The organism is Virgibacillus sp. L01, assembly GCF_052246775.1.
GTDB lineage: Bacteria > Bacillota > Bacilli > Bacillales > Amphibacillaceae > Lentibacillus.
The window spans coordinates 776,048-797,852 of sequence record NZ_JBQQCP010000001.1 but is presented as its reverse complement, the minus strand read 5'-3'; the positions used below and the strand labels follow the sequence as shown (position 1 = coordinate 797,852).

General features: G+C 40.6%; 23 protein-coding genes. 21 read left to right on the top strand and 2 right to left on the bottom strand.

Going from position 1 to position 21,805, the window contains the following annotated elements:
• The first annotated feature begins 67 nt into the window (after window positions 1–67).
• The 4 genes from atpG to ACTWQM_RS03635 all read left to right on the top strand — a co-directional run bounded on the left by atpG (window position 68) and on the right by ACTWQM_RS03635 (window position 3,516).
• Window positions 68–931, top strand: a complete 864-nt coding sequence (gene atpG, locus ACTWQM_RS03650; protein WP_443256798.1) for an ATP synthase F1 subunit gamma — start codon at window positions 68–70, stop codon at window positions 929–931.
• Window positions 932–970: 39 nt separating this feature from the next.
• Entirely contained in the window at window positions 971–2,383 is a 1,413-nt protein-coding gene (gene atpD, locus ACTWQM_RS03645) for a F0F1 ATP synthase subunit beta (protein WP_443256797.1), read from the top strand.
• Window positions 2,384–2,532: 149 nt separating this feature from the next.
• On the top strand, window positions 2,533–2,928 hold the full coding sequence (locus ACTWQM_RS03640; RefSeq protein WP_443256796.1) for a F0F1 ATP synthase subunit epsilon: 396 nt from the start codon (window positions 2,533–2,535) through the stop codon (window positions 2,926–2,928).
• A gap of 267 nt (window positions 2,929–3,195) precedes the next feature.
• Complete coding sequence (locus ACTWQM_RS03635) at window positions 3,196–3,516, top strand: hypothetical protein (protein ID WP_443256795.1); 321 nt, start codon at window positions 3,196–3,198, stop codon at window positions 3,514–3,516.
• Window positions 3,517–4,383: 867 nt separating this feature from the next.
• Here ACTWQM_RS03635 and ACTWQM_RS03630 read toward each other — a convergent pair.
• Window positions 4,384–4,530: a hypothetical protein gene (locus ACTWQM_RS03630; protein WP_443257097.1), complete on the bottom strand. Its 147-nt coding sequence runs from the start codon at window positions 4,528–4,530 to the stop codon at window positions 4,384–4,386.
• Here ACTWQM_RS03630 and ACTWQM_RS03625 point away from each other — a divergent pair.
• The 8 genes from ACTWQM_RS03625 (at window position 4,475) to ACTWQM_RS03590 (ending at window position 12,541) form a co-directional block, all read left to right on the top strand.
• On the top strand, window positions 4,475–4,705 hold the full coding sequence (locus tag ACTWQM_RS03625) for a DUF1146 family protein (RefSeq protein ID WP_443256794.1): 231 nt from the start codon (window positions 4,475–4,477) through the stop codon (window positions 4,703–4,705). The genes ACTWQM_RS03630 and ACTWQM_RS03625 overlap by 56 nt on opposite strands.
• A 135-nt stretch (window positions 4,706–4,840) precedes the next feature.
• On the top strand, window positions 4,841–5,560 hold the full coding sequence (locus tag ACTWQM_RS03620) for a YwmB family TATA-box binding protein (protein WP_443256793.1): 720 nt from the start codon (window positions 4,841–4,843) through the stop codon (window positions 5,558–5,560).
• 34 nt (window positions 5,561–5,594) lie between these two features.
• The gene (gene murA / locus ACTWQM_RS03615) at window positions 5,595–6,923 is read left to right on the top strand and encodes a UDP-N-acetylglucosamine 1-carboxyvinyltransferase (RefSeq protein WP_443256792.1); all 1,329 of its coding nucleotides are present in this window, start codon (window positions 5,595–5,597) and stop codon (window positions 6,921–6,923) included.
• A gap of 203 nt (window positions 6,924–7,126) precedes the next feature.
• The gene (locus tag ACTWQM_RS03610) at window positions 7,127–7,951 is read left to right on the top strand and encodes a M55 family metallopeptidase (protein WP_443256791.1); all 825 of its coding nucleotides are present in this window, start codon (window positions 7,127–7,129) and stop codon (window positions 7,949–7,951) included.
• A gap of 12 nt (window positions 7,952–7,963) precedes the next feature.
• Complete coding sequence (locus ACTWQM_RS03605; RefSeq protein ID WP_443256790.1) at window positions 7,964–8,896, top strand: ABC transporter permease; 933 nt, start codon at window positions 7,964–7,966, stop codon at window positions 8,894–8,896.
• Window position 8,897: 1 nt separating this feature from the next.
• A complete protein-coding gene (locus ACTWQM_RS03600; RefSeq protein ID WP_443256789.1) occupies window positions 8,898–9,851 on the top strand; it encodes an ABC transporter permease in 954 nt (317 codons plus the stop codon).
• Window positions 9,852–9,860: 9 nt separating this feature from the next.
• Complete coding sequence (locus tag ACTWQM_RS03595; RefSeq protein WP_443256788.1) at window positions 9,861–10,865, top strand: ABC transporter ATP-binding protein; 1,005 nt, start codon at window positions 9,861–9,863, stop codon at window positions 10,863–10,865.
• A gap of 23 nt (window positions 10,866–10,888) precedes the next feature.
• On the top strand, window positions 10,889–12,541 hold the full coding sequence (locus ACTWQM_RS03590; RefSeq protein ID WP_443256787.1) for a peptide ABC transporter substrate-binding protein: 1,653 nt from the start codon (window positions 10,889–10,891) through the stop codon (window positions 12,539–12,541).
• Window positions 12,542–12,822: 281 nt separating this feature from the next.
• On the opposite strand, the gene ACTWQM_RS03585 is transcribed toward ACTWQM_RS03590, so the two are convergent.
• Window positions 12,823–12,984, bottom strand: a complete 162-nt coding sequence (locus ACTWQM_RS03585; RefSeq protein WP_443256786.1) for a hypothetical protein — start codon at window positions 12,982–12,984, stop codon at window positions 12,823–12,825.
• Between the two features lie 100 nt (window positions 12,985–13,084).
• On the opposite strand from ACTWQM_RS03585, the gene ACTWQM_RS03580 reads away from it, so the two are divergent.
• The 9 genes from ACTWQM_RS03580 to spoIIID all read left to right on the top strand — a co-directional run bounded on the left by ACTWQM_RS03580 (window position 13,085) and on the right by spoIIID (window position 21,762).
• Window positions 13,085–14,005 (top strand): S66 peptidase family protein, encoded by a 921-nt coding sequence (locus ACTWQM_RS03580; RefSeq protein ID WP_443256785.1) that lies wholly within the window; start codon window positions 13,085–13,087, stop codon window positions 14,003–14,005.
• 21 nt (window positions 14,006–14,026) lie between these two features.
• Complete coding sequence (locus ACTWQM_RS03575) at window positions 14,027–15,121, top strand: mandelate racemase/muconate lactonizing enzyme family protein (protein WP_443256784.1); 1,095 nt, start codon at window positions 14,027–14,029, stop codon at window positions 15,119–15,121.
• A 34-nt stretch (window positions 15,122–15,155) separates the two neighbouring features.
• A complete protein-coding gene (locus tag ACTWQM_RS03570) occupies window positions 15,156–16,097 on the top strand; it encodes a C40 family peptidase (RefSeq protein WP_443256783.1) in 942 nt (313 codons plus the stop codon).
• 2 nt (window positions 16,098–16,099) lie between these two features.
• Complete coding sequence (locus ACTWQM_RS03565; RefSeq protein ID WP_443256782.1) at window positions 16,100–17,116, top strand: ABC transporter ATP-binding protein; 1,017 nt, start codon at window positions 16,100–16,102, stop codon at window positions 17,114–17,116.
• A gap of 127 nt (window positions 17,117–17,243) precedes the next feature.
• Window positions 17,244–18,374 (top strand): stage II sporulation protein D, encoded by a 1,131-nt coding sequence (spoIID, locus tag ACTWQM_RS03560; RefSeq protein WP_443256781.1) that lies wholly within the window; start codon window positions 17,244–17,246, stop codon window positions 18,372–18,374.
• 319 nt (window positions 18,375–18,693) lie between these two features.
• Window positions 18,694–19,566, top strand: coding sequence for a peptidoglycan DD-metalloendopeptidase family protein (locus ACTWQM_RS03555; protein WP_443256780.1), 873 nt, complete (start codon window positions 18,694–18,696; stop codon window positions 19,564–19,566).
• Between the two features lie 258 nt (window positions 19,567–19,824).
• Entirely contained in the window at window positions 19,825–20,862 is a 1,038-nt protein-coding gene (locus tag ACTWQM_RS03550; protein ID WP_443256779.1) for an AimR family lysis-lysogeny pheromone receptor, read from the top strand.
• 72 nt (window positions 20,863–20,934) lie between these two features.
• The gene (locus ACTWQM_RS03545; protein ID WP_443256778.1) at window positions 20,935–21,063 is read left to right on the top strand and encodes a hypothetical protein; all 129 of its coding nucleotides are present in this window, start codon (window positions 20,935–20,937) and stop codon (window positions 21,061–21,063) included.
• Window positions 21,064–21,477: 414 nt separating this feature from the next.
• Window positions 21,478–21,762 (top strand): sporulation transcriptional regulator SpoIIID, encoded by a 285-nt coding sequence (spoIIID, locus tag ACTWQM_RS03540; RefSeq protein ID WP_443256777.1) that lies wholly within the window; start codon window positions 21,478–21,480, stop codon window positions 21,760–21,762.
• Window positions 21,763–21,805: the final 43 nt, after the last annotated feature.

The following is a 21,805-nucleotide window of genomic DNA, read 5'->3' as shown; positions in this document are numbered from 1 at the left end:
TGCGTGCGATGTAACGCAGGAAGTTTTACGTATCCTGCAGGCCATAATGAAAGGGTGGTGAAAAAGCTTGGCATCACTTAGAGATATTAAAAATCGTATAAGTTCCACAACAAAGATGAAGCAGATTACCAAGGCTATGGAGATGGTCTCCGCTTCCAAATTAAACAAAGCAGAACAGAATACTAAAAATTTCGTTCCGTATAGTGAAAAAATAGAGGAAGTAGTCGGCAGTATTGCAAATGGAAGCACGGATGCACAACATCCAATGCTGCAGAAACGCGATGTTAAAAAGACAGGTTATGTTGTGATTACATCTGACCGCGGTTTGGCTGGCGCCTATAACAGCAGCGTTTTGCGTAATGTGTTCCGCACTATAAAGGAACGTCATAATTCTTCGGATGAGTATACTGTAATTGCAATTGGACGTATTGGATATGAGTTTTTCAAGAAACGTAATATGCCGATTGCCAAAAGTATAATCGGTGTGGCAGATCAGCCTGATTTTGCTGATATTAAAGAACTTGCATCTGAAACAGTGCAAATGTTTACAGACGAAGAAATTGATGAATTAAACATCTATTATAACCATTATGTAAGTGTGATTTCTCAGGAAGTTACCTCGAAAAAAATACTGCCTATAACAGATATTGAAGGTAAAGCAGGTACAAGTGGCAGCCAGTATGAATATGAACCGGATCAGGAGCAGATTCTTAAGGTTCTTTTACCACAATACGCTGAAAGCTTAATTTACGGTGCATTGTTAGACGGTAAAGCAAGTGAACATGCAGCACGGAGAACTGCAATGAGCAGTGCATCTGATAATGCAGAAGATATTATTGATGACTTATCATTGTCATATAACCGTGCACGCCAGGCAGCTATCACACAAGAAATTACCGAGATTATTGGTGGAGTTGCAGCACTAGAATAGCTTCTTGACCAGTTCGAAAGTAAGATAGGAGGGAAACCGATGAACAAAGGACATGTTACACAGATCATGGGACCTGTTGTTGACGTTAAATTTGGCGACAACCAGCTTCCGGATATTTATAACGCATTAGTTGTCCGTTCTGAAGCAACAGATGAAGGTGGAGTAGATATCGACCTTACATTGGAAGTTGCACTTCATCAAGGCGATAATACTGTCCGTACCATTGCAATGGGATCGACTGACGGTGTTAAGCGTGGTATGGCAGTGGAAGACCAAGGTAGTGCTATCACAGCACCAGTTGGTGAAGTTACTTTAGGACGGGTATTTAATGTTCTAGGAGAAAAAATTGACCTTGATGAACCACTCGCAGAAGATACACGCCGTGATCCAATTCACAGGCAGGCACCTGAATTTGAAAACTTAGCTACAGAAACTGAGATTTTAGAAACAGGTATTAAAGTGGTTGACTTGTTAGCACCATATATTAAAGGTGGTAAAATCGGGTTGTTCGGTGGTGCCGGTGTGGGTAAAACCGTTCTTATTCAGGAGTTAATCAACAACATCGCTCAAGAGCACGGTGGTATTTCAGTATTCGCCGGTGTTGGTGAGCGTACACGTGAAGGTAATGACCTTTACTATGAAATGAAAGATTCAGGCGTTATTGCCAAAACAGCAATGGTATTCGGTCAGATGAACGAGCCACCTGGTGCACGTATGCGTGTTGCTTTAACAGGCTTGACAATGGCTGAATATTTCCGTGATGAAAAACAACAGGACGTGTTGTTATTTATCGATAATATTTATCGTTTTACCCAAGCAGGTTCAGAGGTGTCAGCACTTCTAGGACGCATGCCATCAGCAGTTGGTTACCAGCCAACACTTGCAACAGAGATGGGACAGCTGCAAGAGCGTATTACATCAACAGATAAAGGTTCTGTTACATCAATTCAGGCAATTTATGTACCTGCCGATGACTACACAGACCCAGCACCAGCAACAACTTTCGCTCACTTGGATGCAACAACCAACTTGGATCGTAAACTATCCGAGCAAGGTATTTACCCAGCAGTGGATCCATTAGCATCAACTTCACGCGCATTAGACCCTGAAGTTGTAGGTAATGACCACTATGAGGTAGCTCGTGAAGTACAACAAACAATCCAAAAGTATAAAGAATTGCAGGATATCATCGCAATACTTGGTATGGATGAATTATCTGACGAAGATAAGCAAACTGTAGCACGCGCACGTCGTATTCAGTTCTTCTTATCCCAAAACTTCCACGTAGCTGAGCAGTTTACTGGCCAAAAAGGTTCTTATGTACCAGTTAGCGAAACAGTTAAAGGGTTCAGAGAAATCCTTGACGGAAAATTCGACGACTATCCAGAAGATGCATTCCGCCTAGTTGGACGCATCGAAGACGTTGTTGAAAAAGCAAAAGACATGGAATAAGGAAAGCGAAGACTACTTTACAGCGAGTATGAGGACAAGTAAAGTCTTGCTATTCGCTGGAGACGTAGCTAGACAATAACGAAGACAAAATAGCGGATGGGAAGTAATAATTCGCATCCAGCTATTCACTTGTCTGAGGAGGGGTTACATTGAAAACACTAACTGTGAGTGTTGTTACTCCTGATGGTCCAGTATTGGAAGATAGTTTCGATATGGTTAGCTGTAAAGCAGAAAATGGGGAACTCGGTATATTACCAGGGCACATCCCTATGGTTGCTCCTCTAACAATTAGCGGTGTACGATTGAAGCGCGAAAGTGATACGGAGCGATTAGCTGTGAATGGTGGATTTTTGGAGGTAAGACCAGATAAGGTAACAATTCTTGCTCAATCTGCAGAAAAACCTTCTGAAATCAATGTTGATCGTGCCGAAGAAGCAAAGGCACGAGCTGAAAAACGCCTCCAGTCTAAACAAGACGATGTCGACTTCCAACGGGCAGAATTAGCACTCAAACGAGCAATGAATCGACTGGATATCGGTCGGTAATAAATGATAAAAAATCTCTTGTAACGATGTTATGAGGGATTTTTTAGTTATCTATTTAATTGGCAGCCACCACTAGCAGTTCAGTTAGATGTATATCAACCTGCGATACGATATATCAACCGGAATTGCAGGATATCAACCTGGAATATGATATATCGGCCAGAATTGCAGAATATCAACCCAGAATAAGATATATCAACCGGAATTGCAGGATATCGACCTGCGATATGATATATCAACCGGAATTGCAGGATATCAACCTGCGATATGATATATCAACCGGAATTGCAGGATATCAACCTGGAATATGATATATCGGCCAGAATTGCAGAATATCAACCCAGAATAAGATATATCAACCGGAATTGCAGGATATCAACCTGGAATACGATATATCAACCGGAATTGCAGAATATCGACCTGCGATATGATATATCAACCGGAATTGCAGGATATCGACCCGGAATAAGATATATCAACCAGAATTGCAGAATATCAACCCGGGATAAGTTATATCAACCGGAATTGCAGGATATCGACCTGCGATATGATATATCAACCGAAATTGCAGAATATCAACCTGGATAAGATATATCAACCGAAATTGCAGAATATCAACCTGGAATAAGATATATCAACCAGAATTGCAGAATATCGACCTGCGATAAGATATATCAACCGGAATTGCAGGATATCGACCCGGAATAAGATATATCAACCAGAATTGCAGAATATCAACCCGGAATAAGATATATCAACCGGAATTGCAGGATATCAACCTGGGATAAGTTATATCAACCGGAATTGCAGGATATCAACCTGGAATAAGATATATCAACCGGAATTGCAGGATATCAACCTGGAATACGATATATCAACCGGAATTGCAGAATATCAACCTGGGATAAGTTATATCAACCGAAATTGCAGAATATCAACCTGGAATACGATATATCAACCAGAATTGTAGAATATCGACCTGCGATATGATATATCAACCGAAATTGCAGGATATCAACCTGGAATAAGATATATCAACCAGAATTGCAGAATATCGACCTGCGATAAGATATATCAACCTAAAATTGCAGGATATCAACCTGGAATACGATATATCAACCAGAATTGCAGGATATCAACCCGGAATAAGATATATCAACCAGAATTGCAGAATATCAACCCAGAATAAGATATATCAACCGAAATTGCAGGATATCAACCCTGGATAAGATATATCAACCGAAATTGCAGAATATCGACCCGGAATAAGATATATCAACCGGAATTGCAGGATATCAACCCACAAACAAATTAAAACCTTGAACTCTCGGAAAGTAAACACCCGATCACAAGACTCCATTTAAAAGTTACTCATTTCCCCGTAATATTTTGTCGATATTTCCCGGGAAATGCAACAAATCTTCACAATTTGATACACGCTGCTCAGACAGTCAATTAATTGACAACAGACGCCATACATGGCAAAGTAACAAGTAGCGTAACAAGCATTAGAGCAGTAAAATCATTAAAAGCAAGGTGTGAAAATATGTCTTCAATTGGTCTAACGGCATTAATAAGTATGATATCGCATTTAATTTTCATATATATAACTTGGAGAGTCGTTACAACTGTTAATTTCGATCCATTAATTAGGAAGGGTCGTGAAACGGAAGCTAGAGTTTTGATCATGTTTATTACCATAGTAATCGGGGCCGGAGTAAGCAGGTTCTTCTTGGAATTCCTGCAATGGTCTCAGGATCTGATGTTTCTTTTTTAAAGCAGCACTAACTAATACAAATCAATAAATCTATTATAATGAAAATCATGTCGATAAAATACTAGATTTTCAAGGTATTTTAAGTAATCTCCCTGTTCATACTATTTATATAGTTTTGCAAGGGGGATTTTTTTTATGAGAAATATTGTACTTATGTCAATTATATTATTACTGATAACAACAGGTGCTGCTGCTAGTCCAAAGCAACAGGAAGAAATGACAGCACTGGCAGCCATGTTGGCTGATAGCAAGATGGAAGTTGGGGATTGGGAAGTAACCATAAAAGAACAGATGAGCAAGGATAAAGTAAAAATGATATTAGAAAAGCTTGAAGAGAAAAATAGTCATAAGGACACTGGCGAAGAGGATGAAAACAGTATAAAATATTCTTTTGGGTACATTCACAAAAACGCAAAAATTACCGAAACCTATAATATTGTCATTCCGAAAGACGATATGTATCAGGCACAGTTTATTGTAGTTATCGAAGGAAAAGCTTGGAATGAATCTATCAAAAGAGATTATTTAAATATAGTGGAAACGATACAAAATGATTTTTTTAGTGAAGATTCTACAAAATTCGCTTGTCTTACAACTACTTTTAGTGGTAAACTCGGAAGTGTTTATTTTATTAAACAAATGAAAGAGAAGTTGCATTTACAGAGTATAACGGAACAAACTGATTCAGTAGAAGATTCAATGTTAAAGAAAGTTGTCTACGGATATACACCATTATGGGATCAAAAAATTACTATAATGGATAAGCCTATGAACTTACAATTCGCGTTTAAAGAGAATGAGAATGGGAAAACAAAACTAACGATAGGAACACCTATCCTGATTACTGAATATTAATATAGTGAAAACGGAACATAAGGAGATTTGGAATATGGAAAAAATCATAGTAAGAGGCGGGAATCAACTAAATGGCACTGTTAAAGTGGAAGGTGCCAAAAATGCAGTGTTACCAGTAATTACTGCGAGTATTCTTGCAAGCGAAGGTGAAAGTGTTATCACCGACGTTCCTAACCTAGCTGATGTGTATACGATTAATGAAGTTTTACGAAATATGAATGCTAATGTACATTTTGAAAATAATTCAATTTATGTTGATGCTACAAAACCTTTAAAAACAGAAGCTCCTTTCGAATATGTACGTAAAATGCGTGCATCCGTGCTTGTTCTTGGGCCATTATTGGCTCGTTATGGTCATGCGAAGGTTGCTATGCCGGGTGGGTGTGCAATTGGATCACGTCCTATAGATTTACATTTAAAGGGCTTTGAGGCAATGGGTGCGAATGTACACGTTGGGAACGGATTTGTGGAAGTTGAAACAGAAGGACGTCTTCACGGTGCAAAGATCTATTTGGATATGCCAAGTGTTGGTGCTACAGAAAACATTATCATGGCTGCAGCGCTTGCTGATGGCAAAACCATTATAGAAAATTGTGCGAAAGAACCAGAAATTGTTGATCTAGCTAATTTCCTTAACAAAATGGGCGCAAGAGTTATCGGCGCTGGCACGGAAACAATCCGTATTGAAGGTGTTGAAAAACTTTACGGTACGGAACATGGGATTATTCCTGACCGTGTAGAAGCTGGAACGTTTATGGTCGCAGCAGCTATAACGGGAGGTAATGTGTTAATTGAAAATGCTGAGAGTGAGCATTTACGTTCTGTTATTTCCAAACTGCAGGAGATGGATGTAACGATTCTGGAAGAGGATAGTGGAATTCGTGTGATTGGACCTGACAAGTTAAAGTCTACTGACATTAAGACATTACCACATCCAGGGTTTCCGACTGATATGCAGTCCCAGATGATGTCATTAATGCTTAACGCATATGGAACAAGTGTTATTACGGAGACAGTATTTGAAAACCGTTTTATGCATGTGGAGGAATTCCGACGCATGAATGCTAAAATGAAAATTGAAGGCCGCAGTGTTATTATTGAGGGGCCATCTGATCTGCAGGGTGCAGAAGTTGCTGCATCTGATTTACGTGCGGCTGCAGCACTAATATTGGCAGGACTATGCGCAGAAGGCTTCACACGTGTAACAGAATTAAAGCATCTTGATCGTGGCTATGTTGATTTTGCTGGTAAATTAGCTGCATTAGGTGCAGATATTGAACGTGTTGATGAAAATGGCGATGTAGTTAACCCCTTTGTACAAGTAGATGAACAAAATGAATCGATTATCGCTGAGCTTTCTTAAGCAAGTGAATTAATAGAATATGAGATTTAAAGCAGATGTATCGTTAACCGGCATCTGCTTTTTTAGTTGGCGAATTAGGTATATAGACCCAGGAAGACATACTTCGCTATCGCTAAATAAATTCCTGCAAATTCATCATTGTATTTTATCCTTACTATGGTAAAATTGAAAGAAAATTACGAACTCAAAAAGGAGCATACAGCATGAAGTTATACGTTTCTGTAGATATGGAAGGAATTACAGGCCTTCCGGATTATACATATGTGGACTACAAAGAACATAACTATGAGCGCGGGCGTAAAATTATGACAGATGAGACCAATTATGTCGTTGACGCCGCGTACAAATTTGGCTGTGATGACATTTTAATAAATGATAGTCACTCAAAAATGAATAATATTTTAATAGAAGAGCTTCATCCTGATGCATCATTAATTACCGGTGAAGTGAAACCATATTCCATGATGCAGGGATTGGACGAAAGCTATGCTGGAGCAATGTTTATCGGGTACCATGCTCGTGCAGGTCAATATGGTGTGATGTCACATGCCATGGTTCACGCGGTGCGGAATTTTTATATCAATGATAAGCCAATCGGAGAGCTTGGGCTAAATGCCTATCTTGCAGGTCATTATGGCGTGCCGATTTTAATGGTTGCTGGTGATGACCAGGCAGCTAAGGAAGCGGAGGAACTGATTCCAAACATCACAACAGCAGCAGTAAAAGAGACTATCTCCAGGTCATCGGTCAAAAGCCTAACACCTAAAAAGGCTGGAGATTTATTAACAGACAAAGTAAACCAGGCGTTGGATAATCGGCACAATGTAAAGCCGCTGACACCACCTGAAAATCCTGTCTTGGAAATCGAATTTAATAACCATGGTCAGGCTGAGTGGGCAAATCTAATGCCAGGAACGGAAATAGCACCAGAAACGACAATTGTTAAATATCAGGCAAAAGATATTCTGGAAGCGTATCAAGCTATGCTGGTAATGACCGAACTCGCTATGCATACAACTTTTTCATAGGAGTGTAAACAGATGCTACGATATATTTTAAAGCGATTTGCCATAATGGCAGTGACGTTATGGATTATTGTCACGCTGACTTTTGTCCTGATGATAACCATTCCAGGCTCACCATTAAACGAAGAACGGGGAACGAATGAAGTTGTCCAGGAGAACCTGAAAGCCCACTATAATCTGGATGAACCATACTACATACAATACATGCTTTATTTAAAATCAATCGTTACCTTGGATTTTGGTCCATCAATCAAACAGCCTACTGAAACGGTAAATGATCTACTGGGTCGAGGATTCCCTGTATCATTTGAGCTTGGTATGGTGACGATTCTAGTTGCTGTTATTTCCGGGATTCTCTTAGGGATTTTGGCTGCATTACGGCATAACGGAATAATTGATTATCTGGCAATGAGTATTGCAGTTCTTGGTATATCAATTCCTAACTTTGTGCTGGCGACATTATTCATTCAATCATTTGCGGTGTTTTTAGGGATACTGCCAGCTGCGACGTGGGCAAGTCCACGCCATATGATATTGCCTGTTCTTGCATTAGCTACAGGTCCGATGGCAATTATCGCCCGTCTGACACGTTCAACGATGATTGAGGTGCTGACACAGGACTACATTAAAATGGCCCGTGCAAAAGGATTATCGCCATGGAAAATCGTTGTCAAACATGCTTTGAAAAATTCGCTCATGCCTGTTGTGACGATAATGGGGACCTTGCTTGCGGGTATTTTGACAGGAACGTTTGTTATTGAAAAAATCTATGCGATCCCTGGTATGGGAAAATATTTTATCGAAAGTATTAATCAGCGGGACTACCCGGTAATTATGGGGACAACTGTATTTTATAGTGCATTCCTCATTTTCACTCTATTTTTAGTAGATATTGCGTATGGAATACTAGACCCTAGAATCAAAATGCACAAAAAGGGGGGAGAATAATATGAAACTAGCAGATGAGCCAAAAAACTATTCTCCTGCCGACGTACCAGATGACTGGTTTAAGTGGAAGGAAAAAGATCACGGGGCAGCAGAAACTGTTTCCAGGCCATCGCTTTCCTATTGGCAGGATGCCTGGAAACGGCTTCGGAAAAATAAAATCGCGATGGCTGGGCTTATTTTTCTTGTTTTACTAGGAATCATGGCAGTAATCGGACCTATGCTCTCACCATTTTCGGTCCGGGAACAGAATTTGCCGAATCAATTCCAGCCACCAAACGGAACACATTGGTTTGGCACTGACTCACTTGGACGGGATGTATTCACACGGACATGGTATGGGGCAAGAATCTCATTATTTGTCGGGCTGATGGCAGCGCTCATTGACTTTTTTGTCGGGGTAATCTATGGCGGTGTATCTGGCTATAAAGGCGGTAGAACAGATAACATTATGATGCGTATTATCGAAGTATTATATGGCCTTCCATATCTATTAGTAGTTATCTTGCTGCTCGTAGTTTTAGGACCAAGTCTAACGACGATAATCCTTGCATTGACGATAACTGGATGGGTTGGGATGGCCCGAATTGTTCGCGGGCAGGTTTTGCAAATTAAAAACTATGAATTTGTCCTTGCATCGAAATCATTTGGGACAAAGACAAAACGAATCATTCGGAAAAATCTGCTGCCAAATACGATGGGGCCGATTATTGTGCAAATGACATTAACCGTTCCAACCGCAATTTTCGCAGAAGCGTTTCTAAGCTTTTTAGGACTAGGGATTCAAACACCATTTGCAAGCTGGGGTGTCATGGCAAACGACTCTCTAGGGGCAATATTATCCGGTAACTGGTGGACATTATTTTTCCCGGCGTTCTTTATCTCATTTACAATGTTTGCATTTAACGTATTAGGCGACGGGCTTCAGGATGCACTTGATCCGAAGCTGAGGAAGTAGGTGACACAGATGGAAAAAATACTTGAAGTAAACGATCTTCACGTAACGTTCTCTACATATGGAGGAACGGTCAAAGCTGTACGGGGGGTGAATTTTCACTTAAATAAAGGAGAAACACTAGCAATCGTTGGAGAATCAGGCTGTGGAAAAAGTGTTACATCAAATGCAATCATGCGGCTGATACCAGATCCTCCGGGGAAAATTTCGAACGGGACGATAACATTTAATGGTAAAGATTTAACAAATCTACCGGAAAAAGAAATGCGTTCGATTCGCGGCTTTGATATATCGATGATTTTTCAGGACCCTATGACAGCATTGAACCCAACGTTAACAATTGGAACCCAGCTTGTTGAAGGATTACAGCAGCATTATAAGACGTCAGGTACTGATGCCAAAGCAAAAGCAATCGAGATGATGGATTTAGTAGGGATTCCAAACCCTCAAGAACGATTAAAGCAATATCCTCACCAATTCAGCGGTGGCATGCGGCAGCGAATTGTAATTGCGATGGCACTTATTTGTGAACCGGAGCTGCTTATAGCAGACGAGCCGACAACAGCACTTGACGTAACGATCCAGGCACAAATTCTCGAGCTGTTTGATAGAATTCAAAAGAAAATGGGTGTCTCAATTATTCTGATTACCCATGATCTTGGGGTAGTGGCCAAAATTGCAGACCGGATTGCCGTTATGTATGCCGGAAAAATAATTGAAGTTGGCAGCAGGAGAGAAATTTTTTACAACCCAGAACATCCTTACACAAAAGGGCTGTTAAAATCAGTCCCACGTCTTGATTTGCAAGGCGAGAAGTTAATCCCGATTGACGGGACACCACCAGATTTATTCTCACCTCCAAAAGGATGTCCATTTACAGCAAGATGTCCATTTGCGATGGAGGTGTGTGATAAAGTTTACCCGGATCAGACAAAACTCAGCGACTCACACAAAGTGGACTGCTGGCTGCAGGATGAGCGGGCTAAACAGCTTTTAGCAAGTACAGCAACAAAATAAAAAAAAAAGGGGAGTTACAGCTTATGAAGAAGTGGTTTTTATTATTTATTTCTGTATTAACGATCATCACATTAGCGGCTTGTACAACGAGTTCCGGCGGCGATGATTCAGGAAATGAAGGAAATGAAAGTAGTGGAGAAGAAGGTACCAGCGAAGGGGCAGAAAGTGAAGAAAAAGTATTGTACATGAACAATGGAGAAGAACCAACATCATTAAATCCACCGGTCGGTTTTGACTCTGTGTCATGGAATGTCTTGAACAACCTGATGGAAGGCCTGACACGTCTTGGCAAAGATGACAAGCCACAACCAGCAATGGCTGAGGACTGGGAGAAATCCAATGGCGGAAAAACGTACACATTCCACCTGCGTGAAAACGCTAATTGGTCGAATGGAGATCCTGTAACAGCAGAAGATTTTGTTTATGCTTGGAAACAGCTTTTGAATCCTAAAACTGGTTCACCCGCTGCATTCCTGGGCTACTTTATCGAAGGTGGCGAGGCATATAACAGTGGTGAAGGGTCTGCAGAAGATGTCATGGTAAAAGCTGTAGATGAAAAAACATTTGAAGTAACGCTGACAGCACCAACGGGTTTCTTTTTACAAGTAATTTCAAACCCGGCATTCTTCCCGGTAAATGCTGAAGTGGCAAAAGAAAGCCCGGAATGGTATTCAGAAGCAGAAACATTTGTTGCCAACGGACCATTCAAACTGGAATCATGGGCACACGATAGCGAAATGGTTATGGTGAAAAATGATCAGTATTGGGATAAAGAAACAGTAAAATTAGATAAAGTACACTGGGCAATGGTTAACGATACAAATACCGAGTACCAAATGTTTGAAAGCGATGAGCTTGATATGACAAATATTCCACCAGACATGGCAGAAAAGCTGTTGGATGACGACAATGTTGTTATCGAGGATCAAGCTGGACTTTATTTCTATCGCTTTAATGTTACAAAAGAACCATTCCAGAATGCTAAGATCCGTAAAGCATTTGCATTAGCGGTCAACCAGAAGGATATTGTTGATTATGTAACGAAAAATAAAGAAAAAGCGGCAACAGGATTTGTATCACCTGGATTTATAGGACCGAGTGGCCAAGAGTTCCGTGAAGTAAATGGCGATCTAGTAAACTTTGATCCTGAAAAGGCTAAGAAACTACTGGAAGAAGGCATGGCTGAAGAAGGTTATGACAAATTACCACCTGTCACATTAACATACAATACAAGTGAGTCACACAAAGCAATTGCTGCAACATTACAAGATATGTTCACGCAGAACCTAGGTGTTGACGTAACACTTGAGAATACTGAATGGAACGTATTTCTGGAAGATCAAAAAGGATTAAAACACCAGCTTTCACGTAGTTCATTCATATTTGACTACGGCGACCCAGTAAACTTCCTGGAAAGCTTCGTAACCGATTCAACGATGAACCGTACTGGCTGGTCAAACGAGAAATACGACGAGTTGATTTCAAAAGCTAAAACGGAAACAGACGAAGAAAAACGCTGGGAATTAATGTACGAAGCAGAAAAGCTACTGGCCGAAGAAATGCCTATTTTCCCAATTCACTATTATAACCAGGTGTTTATCTATAAAGATGACGTAACTGGAGTTGTCCGTCACCCAGTAGGTTATTTAGAGCTTAAATGGGCGGATAAGAAGTAGATTGTGTCTCGGTAGGTCGATATATTGTGTTCTTGGTTGATATAACTCAATCGCGGTTGATATCCGGTCTTTTTGGTTGATATATCGTGAAATTCGAGCGACAAGCGGTGCAACTCGCGTAACGGGGGCGCAACTCAAGCGACAAGCACCCAAACTCGTGCAAGAAGCATCCCAACTCGAGGGAGAAGCAGCCCAACTCGAGGGAGAAGCAGCCCAACTCAAGCGACAAGCAACGCAACTCGCGCGACAAGCAGTGCAACTCGCGCGACGAGCAGCCCAACTCAAGCGACAAGCAGCCCAACTCGAGCGAGAAGCAGCCCAACTCGAGCGACAAGCAGTGCAACTCGCGCGACAAGCAGTGCAACTCGCGCGACAAGCACCCAAACTCGCGCAAGAAGCATCCCAACTCGAGCGAAAAGCAACGCAACTCGAGCGACAAGCACCCAAACTCGCGCAACAACCTAGTGTTAAGAAGGAACGGCTCATCTCCGGGCCACTCCTTCTTTCCACTTTAAATTTTAACCCAAAGAAAGAGGTATTCTGATGATTCTTCCAGAACGCTTATATAATGGTGATACGATTGGTGTGATTGCACCAGCAAGTCCAACTGATATGGAACGCTTAAAGCGAGCTATTCCTTTTTTTGAAAAAATGGGTCTGCACATCAAACTGGGAAAGCATATTGATGACGTTCACGGGTATTTGGCCGGAACGGATGAACAGCGGTTAGCTGACTTTCACGATATGATTGCTGACAAGAGTGTTAAGGCAATTATTTTTGCGAGAGGCGGATATGGTACAGGGAGAATTGCCAACGCTATTAATTATGAGCTAATCAAACAAAACCCGAAGATCATTTGGGGCTATAGCGACATTACTTATTTACATACAACGATTCGCCAAGCAACAGGCCTTGTGACGTTTCATGGACCAATGCTCGCATCTGATATTGCTGATCCTGATTTTGATGCATTATCTGCAAGTCTGTTCCAGCAATTATTTAAACCTGCGAAATTATTCTACACGAAAGATATCTCCCCACTGCAAGTCCTCGTCCCGGGTGAAGCTACAGGCACGCTGGTAGGGGGGAACCTTTCACTACTGGTTAGTACACTAGGGACAGCAAATGAAATTGATACTAGCGGAAAACTGCTGTTACTCGAAGATATAGGTGAGGAGCCATATCGGGTTGATGCGATGCTGAACCAGTTAAAACTGGCAGGAAAGCTAACGGATACAGCGGGAATTATTGTTGGAGATTTTGCCAAAGCCGAGCCGAAAAAAGAAAAACCCTCGCTCTCATTGGAACAGGTTTTTCATGATTATTTTGCCTACCTTAAATGTCCGGTAATGTCTGGCTTTAAAATTGGCCACTGCCTCCCGCACTTTTCCGTACCACTCGGCACAGCGGCAGTATTGTCAACAGCGAAGAGATCACTCACTGTCGAGGCAGGAGTAAAGTAAGCAACTGGAGGAGTCAAATCTATGAATATACAAAACATCGAAACATATCAAATAGCAATCCCATTGCATACACCGTTTAAGACCGCATTACGAACAGTAACGGTGGCGGAATCAATTATTGTTAAAATAACCTGTGATAACGGGGTCGTTGGCTATGGTGAAGCACCTCCGACACATGTCATAACAGGCGATAGCTTGCCAAGTATTAACTACGCGATTACCAAAATTTTCACATCGTTATTACTCGGTGTATCATTACGGAACCGGGAGCAGGTTTTTGAAAAGCTTAATAAGAGTGCTGTCGGAAACACAAGTGCTAAAGCAGCAGTTGATATGGCGATATATGATTGCATCGCACAACAGGCTCGCATGCCGCTGTCAGAATTTCTTGGTGGTTATTCCAATGCGATTGAAACCGATTATACTGTCAGTGTAAACAGTCCTGATGAAATGGCCGATGATGCACAGCAATATATCCATAATGGGTTTTCCGTACTAAAGGTTAAAGTCGGCAAGGATAAAATTGCAACAGATATTGAACGTATCAAAGCAATTCGAAAACGCATCGGATCGAATGCACTAATCCGCTTAGATGCCAATCAAGGCTGGCATGCAAAAGAAGCCGTTCGTGCGATTCGGAAAATGGAGGACCTCGGCCTTGATGTGGAACTGATAGAACAACCGGTTAAAGCCTATGATATCGAGGGTTTGAAGTACGTAACGGAAAACACAGAAACCCCAATCATGGCTGATGAGAGTATTTTTTCAATCCATGATGCAAAGCGTGTGCTGGAAAACGGAGCTGCCGATTTAATTAACATTAAGCTCATGAAAGCAGGCGGTATTCATCAAGCAGTGCGGATCGCTAAACTTGCTCATATTTATGGTGTTGAATGCATGGTTGGCAGTATGATTGAAACAAAAATCGGAATTACTGCTGCGGCTCACTTTGCTGCAAGCCAACCCAATGTGAACCGGTATGATTTTGATGCGCCATTAATGCTTGCAGAAGACTTAATAGAAGGCGGCATTACTTATAAAGAAAGTGATATTGAACTTGGGAACAGAACAGGTTTAGGAATAGAAAAAGTTAATGATAGATTTATCGTCGAGTAAAACTGTCAATAAGCAGCAAAAAGGGGAGCAAATTATGATTAATCAAACGTTTGATCAATTATGGATAACGGCGGTGCAAGTGGCTACAGTGTGGACGTCACCAATATCTGCACGTACGATAGACACCCCGGGTATCACAAACCCAACTAATATCGATAAGTGGATTGATAGTTTAACATATCAAACAAATGTAGCATTATGTGATGAAAATCGTGTGCAATCGCAATTACTGTATGGTGAGGCAGTTATGATAACCGAAACAAAGGATGACTGGGCACATATTGTTGTACCAACGCAGCCGTCTAAAAAGGATATACGCGGTTATCCGGGCTGGGTTCCGATCAGACAGCTTATCCAAGTAAACAAACAGGACTGGCAAAGCGAAACTACGGCAGCTGTTGTCGATGATAAAGTGTGGCTTGAATCTGAAAACGGCAACAACGTCTTGAAGCTCAGTTTCATGACTACCTTACCTGTAATTGATGAGGGGGCTGACCGGGTTAAGGTTAATACACCGCATGGAGCCGGTTTTTTGCCAAAAAAATCCGTAACTATTTTCTCATCAAATAATGGACTGAAAAAACAGGAAGGCCACAAGCTTGTAAAAGATGGGGAACGCTATGTAGGGCTTGATTACTTTTGGGGTGGCATGAGCTCATTTGGCTATGATTGTTCAGGTTTCGCCTATGCCATGCATAAAGCAAGCGGCTATCAGATTCCGCGCGATGCCGATGACCAGGCAGATGCGGGTGAGAAAGTCCCATATGATCAGCTGTTACCAGGCGATTTATTGTTTTTTGCATATGAAGAAGGAAAAGGCAAGTTGCACCATGTCGGATTTTATTATGGTGATGGTAAAATGCTTCATTCTCCACAAACAGGAAAGGGCATCGAAATTATCGCGCTGCATGGAACCAAATATGAAAAAGAGCTTTGTGCTGCCACACGGTACTGGCAGAAAGCAGAGGAGAAATAACGATGGATGAGAAAATTTTACAAGTAAGTGAGCTGCACAAATATTTTAATATGGGTAAAGGAAAAGTCCTTCAAGCTGTCAATAATGTTACGTTTCACGTTAACAAAGGGGAGACGTTCGGGCTTGTTGGTGAATCCGGCTGCGGGAAATCGACAACTGGACGCACGATTATGGGTCTTTATGAAAAAACGGATGGCGATGTTATTTATAACGGAGAGAATGTTCATGAAATGGATGAAAAGGAACGATTCAAATTCTATCGCAACATGCAAATGATTTTTCAGGATCCATATGCATCACTTAACCCACGCTCAACGGTTAAAGAAGTGATTGCTGAACCGATGGAAGTACATGGCATGTTTAAAAATAAGAGCGAACAGCTTGACCGTGTTTATGAGCTGCTGGAAGAGGTTGGGCTGAACCGGGACCACGCTAACCGTTATCCGCATGAATTCAGCGGCGGCCAGCGTCAGCGGATCGGAATTGCGCGTGCACTGGCACTCAATCCGGATTTCCTGATTGCCGATGAACCAATTTCAGCATTGGATGTTTCTGTTCAGGCACAAGTTGTGAACTTGTTAAAAAGACTGCAGGAAGAAAAAGGGCTGACATTCCTATTCATTGCCCACGATTTATCAATGGTTAAACAAATTTCTGATCGCATCGGGGTTATGTATTTAGGAAATATGGTGGAATTAACAGCGAGTGATGCACTCTATGATAACCCGCTGCATCCATATACACAGGCTTTACTATCGGCTATCCCGATTCCAGACCCGGATATTGAAGACAGCAGGGAGCGGGTTATCCTGGAAGGCGAATTGCCAAGCCCTATTAATCCGCCGAGCGGCTGTGTATTCCGCACACGTTGCCCAATGGCGATGGATATCTGCTCATCAAAAGTACCGCAATGGCGGGAAGTGGAACAAGATCATTATGTCGCATGCCACCTGTATGATGAATCACGCAAAGAAGACCAAAAAAATAGTAGAGTCAACGAAGAGTCTGTGCAGTCATAAATTTGCACAGGCTTTTTTTCAATATCTAGTTCTATTGTTTTCGCTAATTGTATAAATTTAATAGTAGGAATGCTAGAAATGATACCCAATAAGCACAACACTAATCATAATGGTAAGGAGGCCGTCGATGAAAAAAAATAAAAACCTTCCTAAAGCTTGGAAAAAGAAAAAGCAGCGAAAAAGTGAAACATTAAAAATGCAATTACTTCAGAAAAGAAAGAAACCAATAAGCCTCAATAAGACAGCCAAATCGTGGAAAGTTCCAAGCATCTTATTTTTCGCAAGTTTGATCACTATCATTCTAGTCATTCCAACATTAGTAGTTGTTCCGTTTGTTACAAAAGACGGCGAGAAGAATGTACCAGTCGAAAATGAGTCACCTAAGCAAGTTGAAGTCACGATGGGTAACTCACCGTTTTCTGTCGCGGTAGCACGGGCTAGCTCCGATACTGTCGAAAATGTGCCACTTGAGACATATGTTTCGCGTGTCGTAGCTTCCGAGATGCCAGCGAAGTTTGAAATTGAGGCATTAAAAGCACAAGCACTTGCTGCCAGAACGTTTATCGTCAGTCACCTTATGCAGCAAGGCAATTCAAAGGAATCGGATGTCACCGACACCATATACGATCAGGTTTATCATAATGACAAGGAGCTTAGGGAAGAATGGGGAAGTGATTATAGCTGGAAAATAAATAAGATAAAAAAGGCAGTCGCTGAAACCACAGGTGAAATTCTAACCTATAATAATACACCAATCCAAATAGCTTTCTTTTCAACAAGTAACGGGTATACCGAGAATTCTGAAGACTACTGGGAAAATGAAGTTCCCTATTTACGCAGTGTAAAAAGTCCATGGGATAAAAACTCACCAAAATTTCTCGACCAGAAAATATTTAGTATTCAGGAAGTGGAAAAACAACTTGGGCTTGAATTGCCAAATAATAATCAACTAGCAATGGAAATTACCCGGACAGAAAGTAACCGAGTAGCCAAATTTAAATTAGCAGATCAAACCTTCACAGGTCGCAAAGTTCGGGAAAAACTGAAATTAAAATCAAGTGACTTTTCCATTGAGCAAAAGAATGACCATTTAATTTTCACAACAAAAGGGTTCGGACATGGAATCGGCATGAGCCAATACGGTGCAAACGGAATGGCTAAAGAAGGAAAAAACTACAAGGAAATTGTCAAGCACTACTACAAAGGCATAGAAGTTAACCAGCTCGACGAAACAGCACCAACATTAGTAGCAAAATAAGAAGGAAGCTCTGGGATGGAGGAACATCCTGGGGCTTTTTTTGTGAGGGTTGAGATATGGGGTTGAAGATCTCGATATCGTGTTGAAGTTCCCTATATGAAGTTGAACATCACAAAATAAAGTTGAACGCCTCAAAATTACCGCACTGTTCCAAATCAATTAATATACCGAAAACAGTCTATCAATAGCCACTGTGCAGCGAATAAATGCTTAATTTACCCTGAATAACTCAAAAAATACATAAAAACAATAAATTTTTTTCATTTAATGTATATAAATTCCCTTTTCTGCTCAGAATGGTTGTTGAGGTGATGACAATATGAAAGAAGAAAACAATACTCCAAAAAACAAGTGGAGTCGAATTTTTCGCAAGAAGTGGTTTTTTCCAGCAGTGTACTTAACGATTGCTGCGCTTCTTCTGTCGGTGGTGGTTTGGTATCAGAATCTGGACAATCAGATTCAGGAAACTGAGGATGATCAAAGTTCAGAGACATATACACCAGCAGAACATGATGAGGAAGCTCAATCCGTTATGGATCAACAGGAGGTTATTAAGATGCCTGTTGTAAACCAAGATCAAGCAGAAATCGTAACTAATTTCTATGATTACAACGCAGATCAAGAGGCAAAAGAAAATGCATTGGTCATGTTTAACAATCGTTTTTACCAAAGTACGGGCATTGACATTGCATCCGCAGACGGTGAAACATTTGATGTGTTAGCATCGTTAAGCGGTACAGTTACGGAAGTTAGAGAAGATCCACTGCTAGGTAACGTTGTTGCATTATCGCATAAAAATGATGTTGTAACCTATTATGCGAGTCTGCAGGGAGTCAACGTTAAATCCGGAGACAAGGTTCAGCAAGGCGATGTTCTTGGTAATGCTGGAGAAAACATGTTTGGCCAGGAAAGTGGTACACACGTCCATTTTGAAATTAGAAAAGACGGAAAAGAAGTTAATCCAGAATCATTTTTCAATCAACCAGTAAGTGCACTGGATGAAGCTTCAACAGAAGATGAAAGTTCTGAATCAGAAGGAACCGAGGATGTCGGCACTGAATCAGAAGTAACGGAAGAAGAAAGTTCTGAATCAGAAGGAACGGAAGAAAGCACAGACGAGTCAGGCACAGGTGCAGAAGATGTATCAGGCGGCCAAAATAGCCAAAATGCTAATGTTGAAGATGGAAATTAAATGGGTGATACATCCGATTCATCTTCATCAGACGATAACGAATAATCTATTTATCACTACCCTAGTTTAATTACTAGGGTTATTTTTTTGCAATAAGAGTTCCCTGCAATAAATTGCAAAAAATGTCGAACGATTAGGGTTTTTATATAGGAAATGTGTGGTAATATAGTCGTTAGTGAAAGAATTTCTCAGTTAATAAAAAATTTTTGTGAAAATAGGTATTATTTGTCATTTAGAATATAGAAAGGAGCTCCAAGGATGCATTTTTCCAAAGAAAGTTTAATGCCTAATTCTATAATAACAATTGCCAGTGATGAACAGTATGCATTGGAGCAAGTTTTACAAGTTTTAAAGCAAGAGCATGATGAGGTTACTGCAGATAGGCTTGCACGTAATTTTTGCCTGCAAACAACATCCAATGAAATTAGTAAAAAAGGTATGGAATTTTTATATATGAATGGTCATTATGACGATTTACAGAAATTAATTAACAAAAACAAACAATCTGACTGCAAATCTAATCAAAATTGGGCGGCGGTATACCAGGTGACAATTGACCGGAAACTTAAACGGTATTTACCTGGTGAAATAATCAGACAATTAAGTGACATACGAACGGACGAGCCGGAACTACAATGCTTAATGGAATTTATCAAAATCAATATATATCACAGTATGGGTGATTACAGTCAATTTGGTAACTCCGTGGAAAAACAGCAGCATTTATTTGGAAAAATAAAGGATAGGTTCCTATTGTCATTTTTCCAAATCCGTTTAAATCAGAGTCTGTTTATCTTTTACTTAATTCGAAATGAAGTGATTATGGCGCGGAAATATGCTTTTCGGGTTTTAAATAGCACAACGAGTCCAAGTATAAAAGTAAATATACATACCAACCTTGGCTTTTCATATCTATACGACACTTATTTCCAGGGTATGTATCATATGTCAGAGGCGCTGAAAGTAGCCAAAAAAAATGATCTTCAGAGTCGTGTGGAAGCAATTGTACAAAAAAATATTCCTTTTTTATCAGCACATTTCAGGAAGACAGAAGGGGTGACTTCCACAGATAAAAGTGAACAAGCCCATATTGAAATAGCAAAGGGAAATAATGCGAAAGCAGTAGCTATCCTAAGTGAAATTCCAATAGACAGCCCATTTAAATTATACTACCTGGGACTGGCAAAACAGGATAAGAAAATTCTTCTTAAAGCATATAACAGCTTTATCGAAAATCGCAGCGACTATTTTTTTAGCAGAATGCCACTTCGTTCAATCCGTGAAATGGGTGCATAACCGGGCCCAAATTAAATAAGTTTATTCGAAAATAGGGTGTAGCTTTATGTTAGAGATAAAGGGGAGAAAAAAATGAAAAGGTTAGTAGCTATTACAGTTTTTTCTATAATTATAATCTTTAGCAGTGCATTTCATTTTGTTGAATTCGCAGCCGAACCACAGCCATTGTATCACGATCCGGACCTCGGCGACCTTGATTAATTTGTCTGGTTTGACTTTATAGAGAGAAAGCACGGTTAAAAGGCATTTTCGATTGTCAAGCACACCCTATTTTCTTTTTTTATATAGCCCTGAAAAAAATACTTCTTGTCCTTATCTCCAAAAGATGTAAATTTAATCATAATCCTCTTTGTACATTAATAAAATATTACAAACCAAGCAATCAAAAAAGTCTGAGGTGAGAGCTTGTGTAGCTTTCCATCTACCTACCACAGTAAAAACCCACTACATAGCCAAAACATCATATAATATGGGCTTTTTGCCCACGTTCCTAACAAAACCGCAGAAGCAGCTGCACATGAGTATTTGTCAGTAGATAAGTGAGCAGCATGAAAATTGTATCACCTTGTCTCGATTCCACACCTCGGAAATATCCAACTTAGGGAGGCGAACGGTGTGCACGATTACATCAAAGAGAGGACTATCAGGATAGGGAAATATGTCGTGGAGACGAGGAAAACCGTCCGAGTGATAGCAAAAGAATTTGGTGTTTCCAAAAGCACAGTCCATAAAGATCTGACAGAGCGATTACCGGAAATAAATCCAGAGCTATACAACGAAGTAAAAAATATACTCGATTACCACAAATCAATCCGCCATCTCCGCGGAGGTGAAGCAACCCGCAATAAATACAGATTAGATGAAAAAACGGAAGACTCTACGGTTAAACCAGTCGGGTGATACTTACCCCGCAAGCGAGTGAACCTGACGAACGACATCCCTA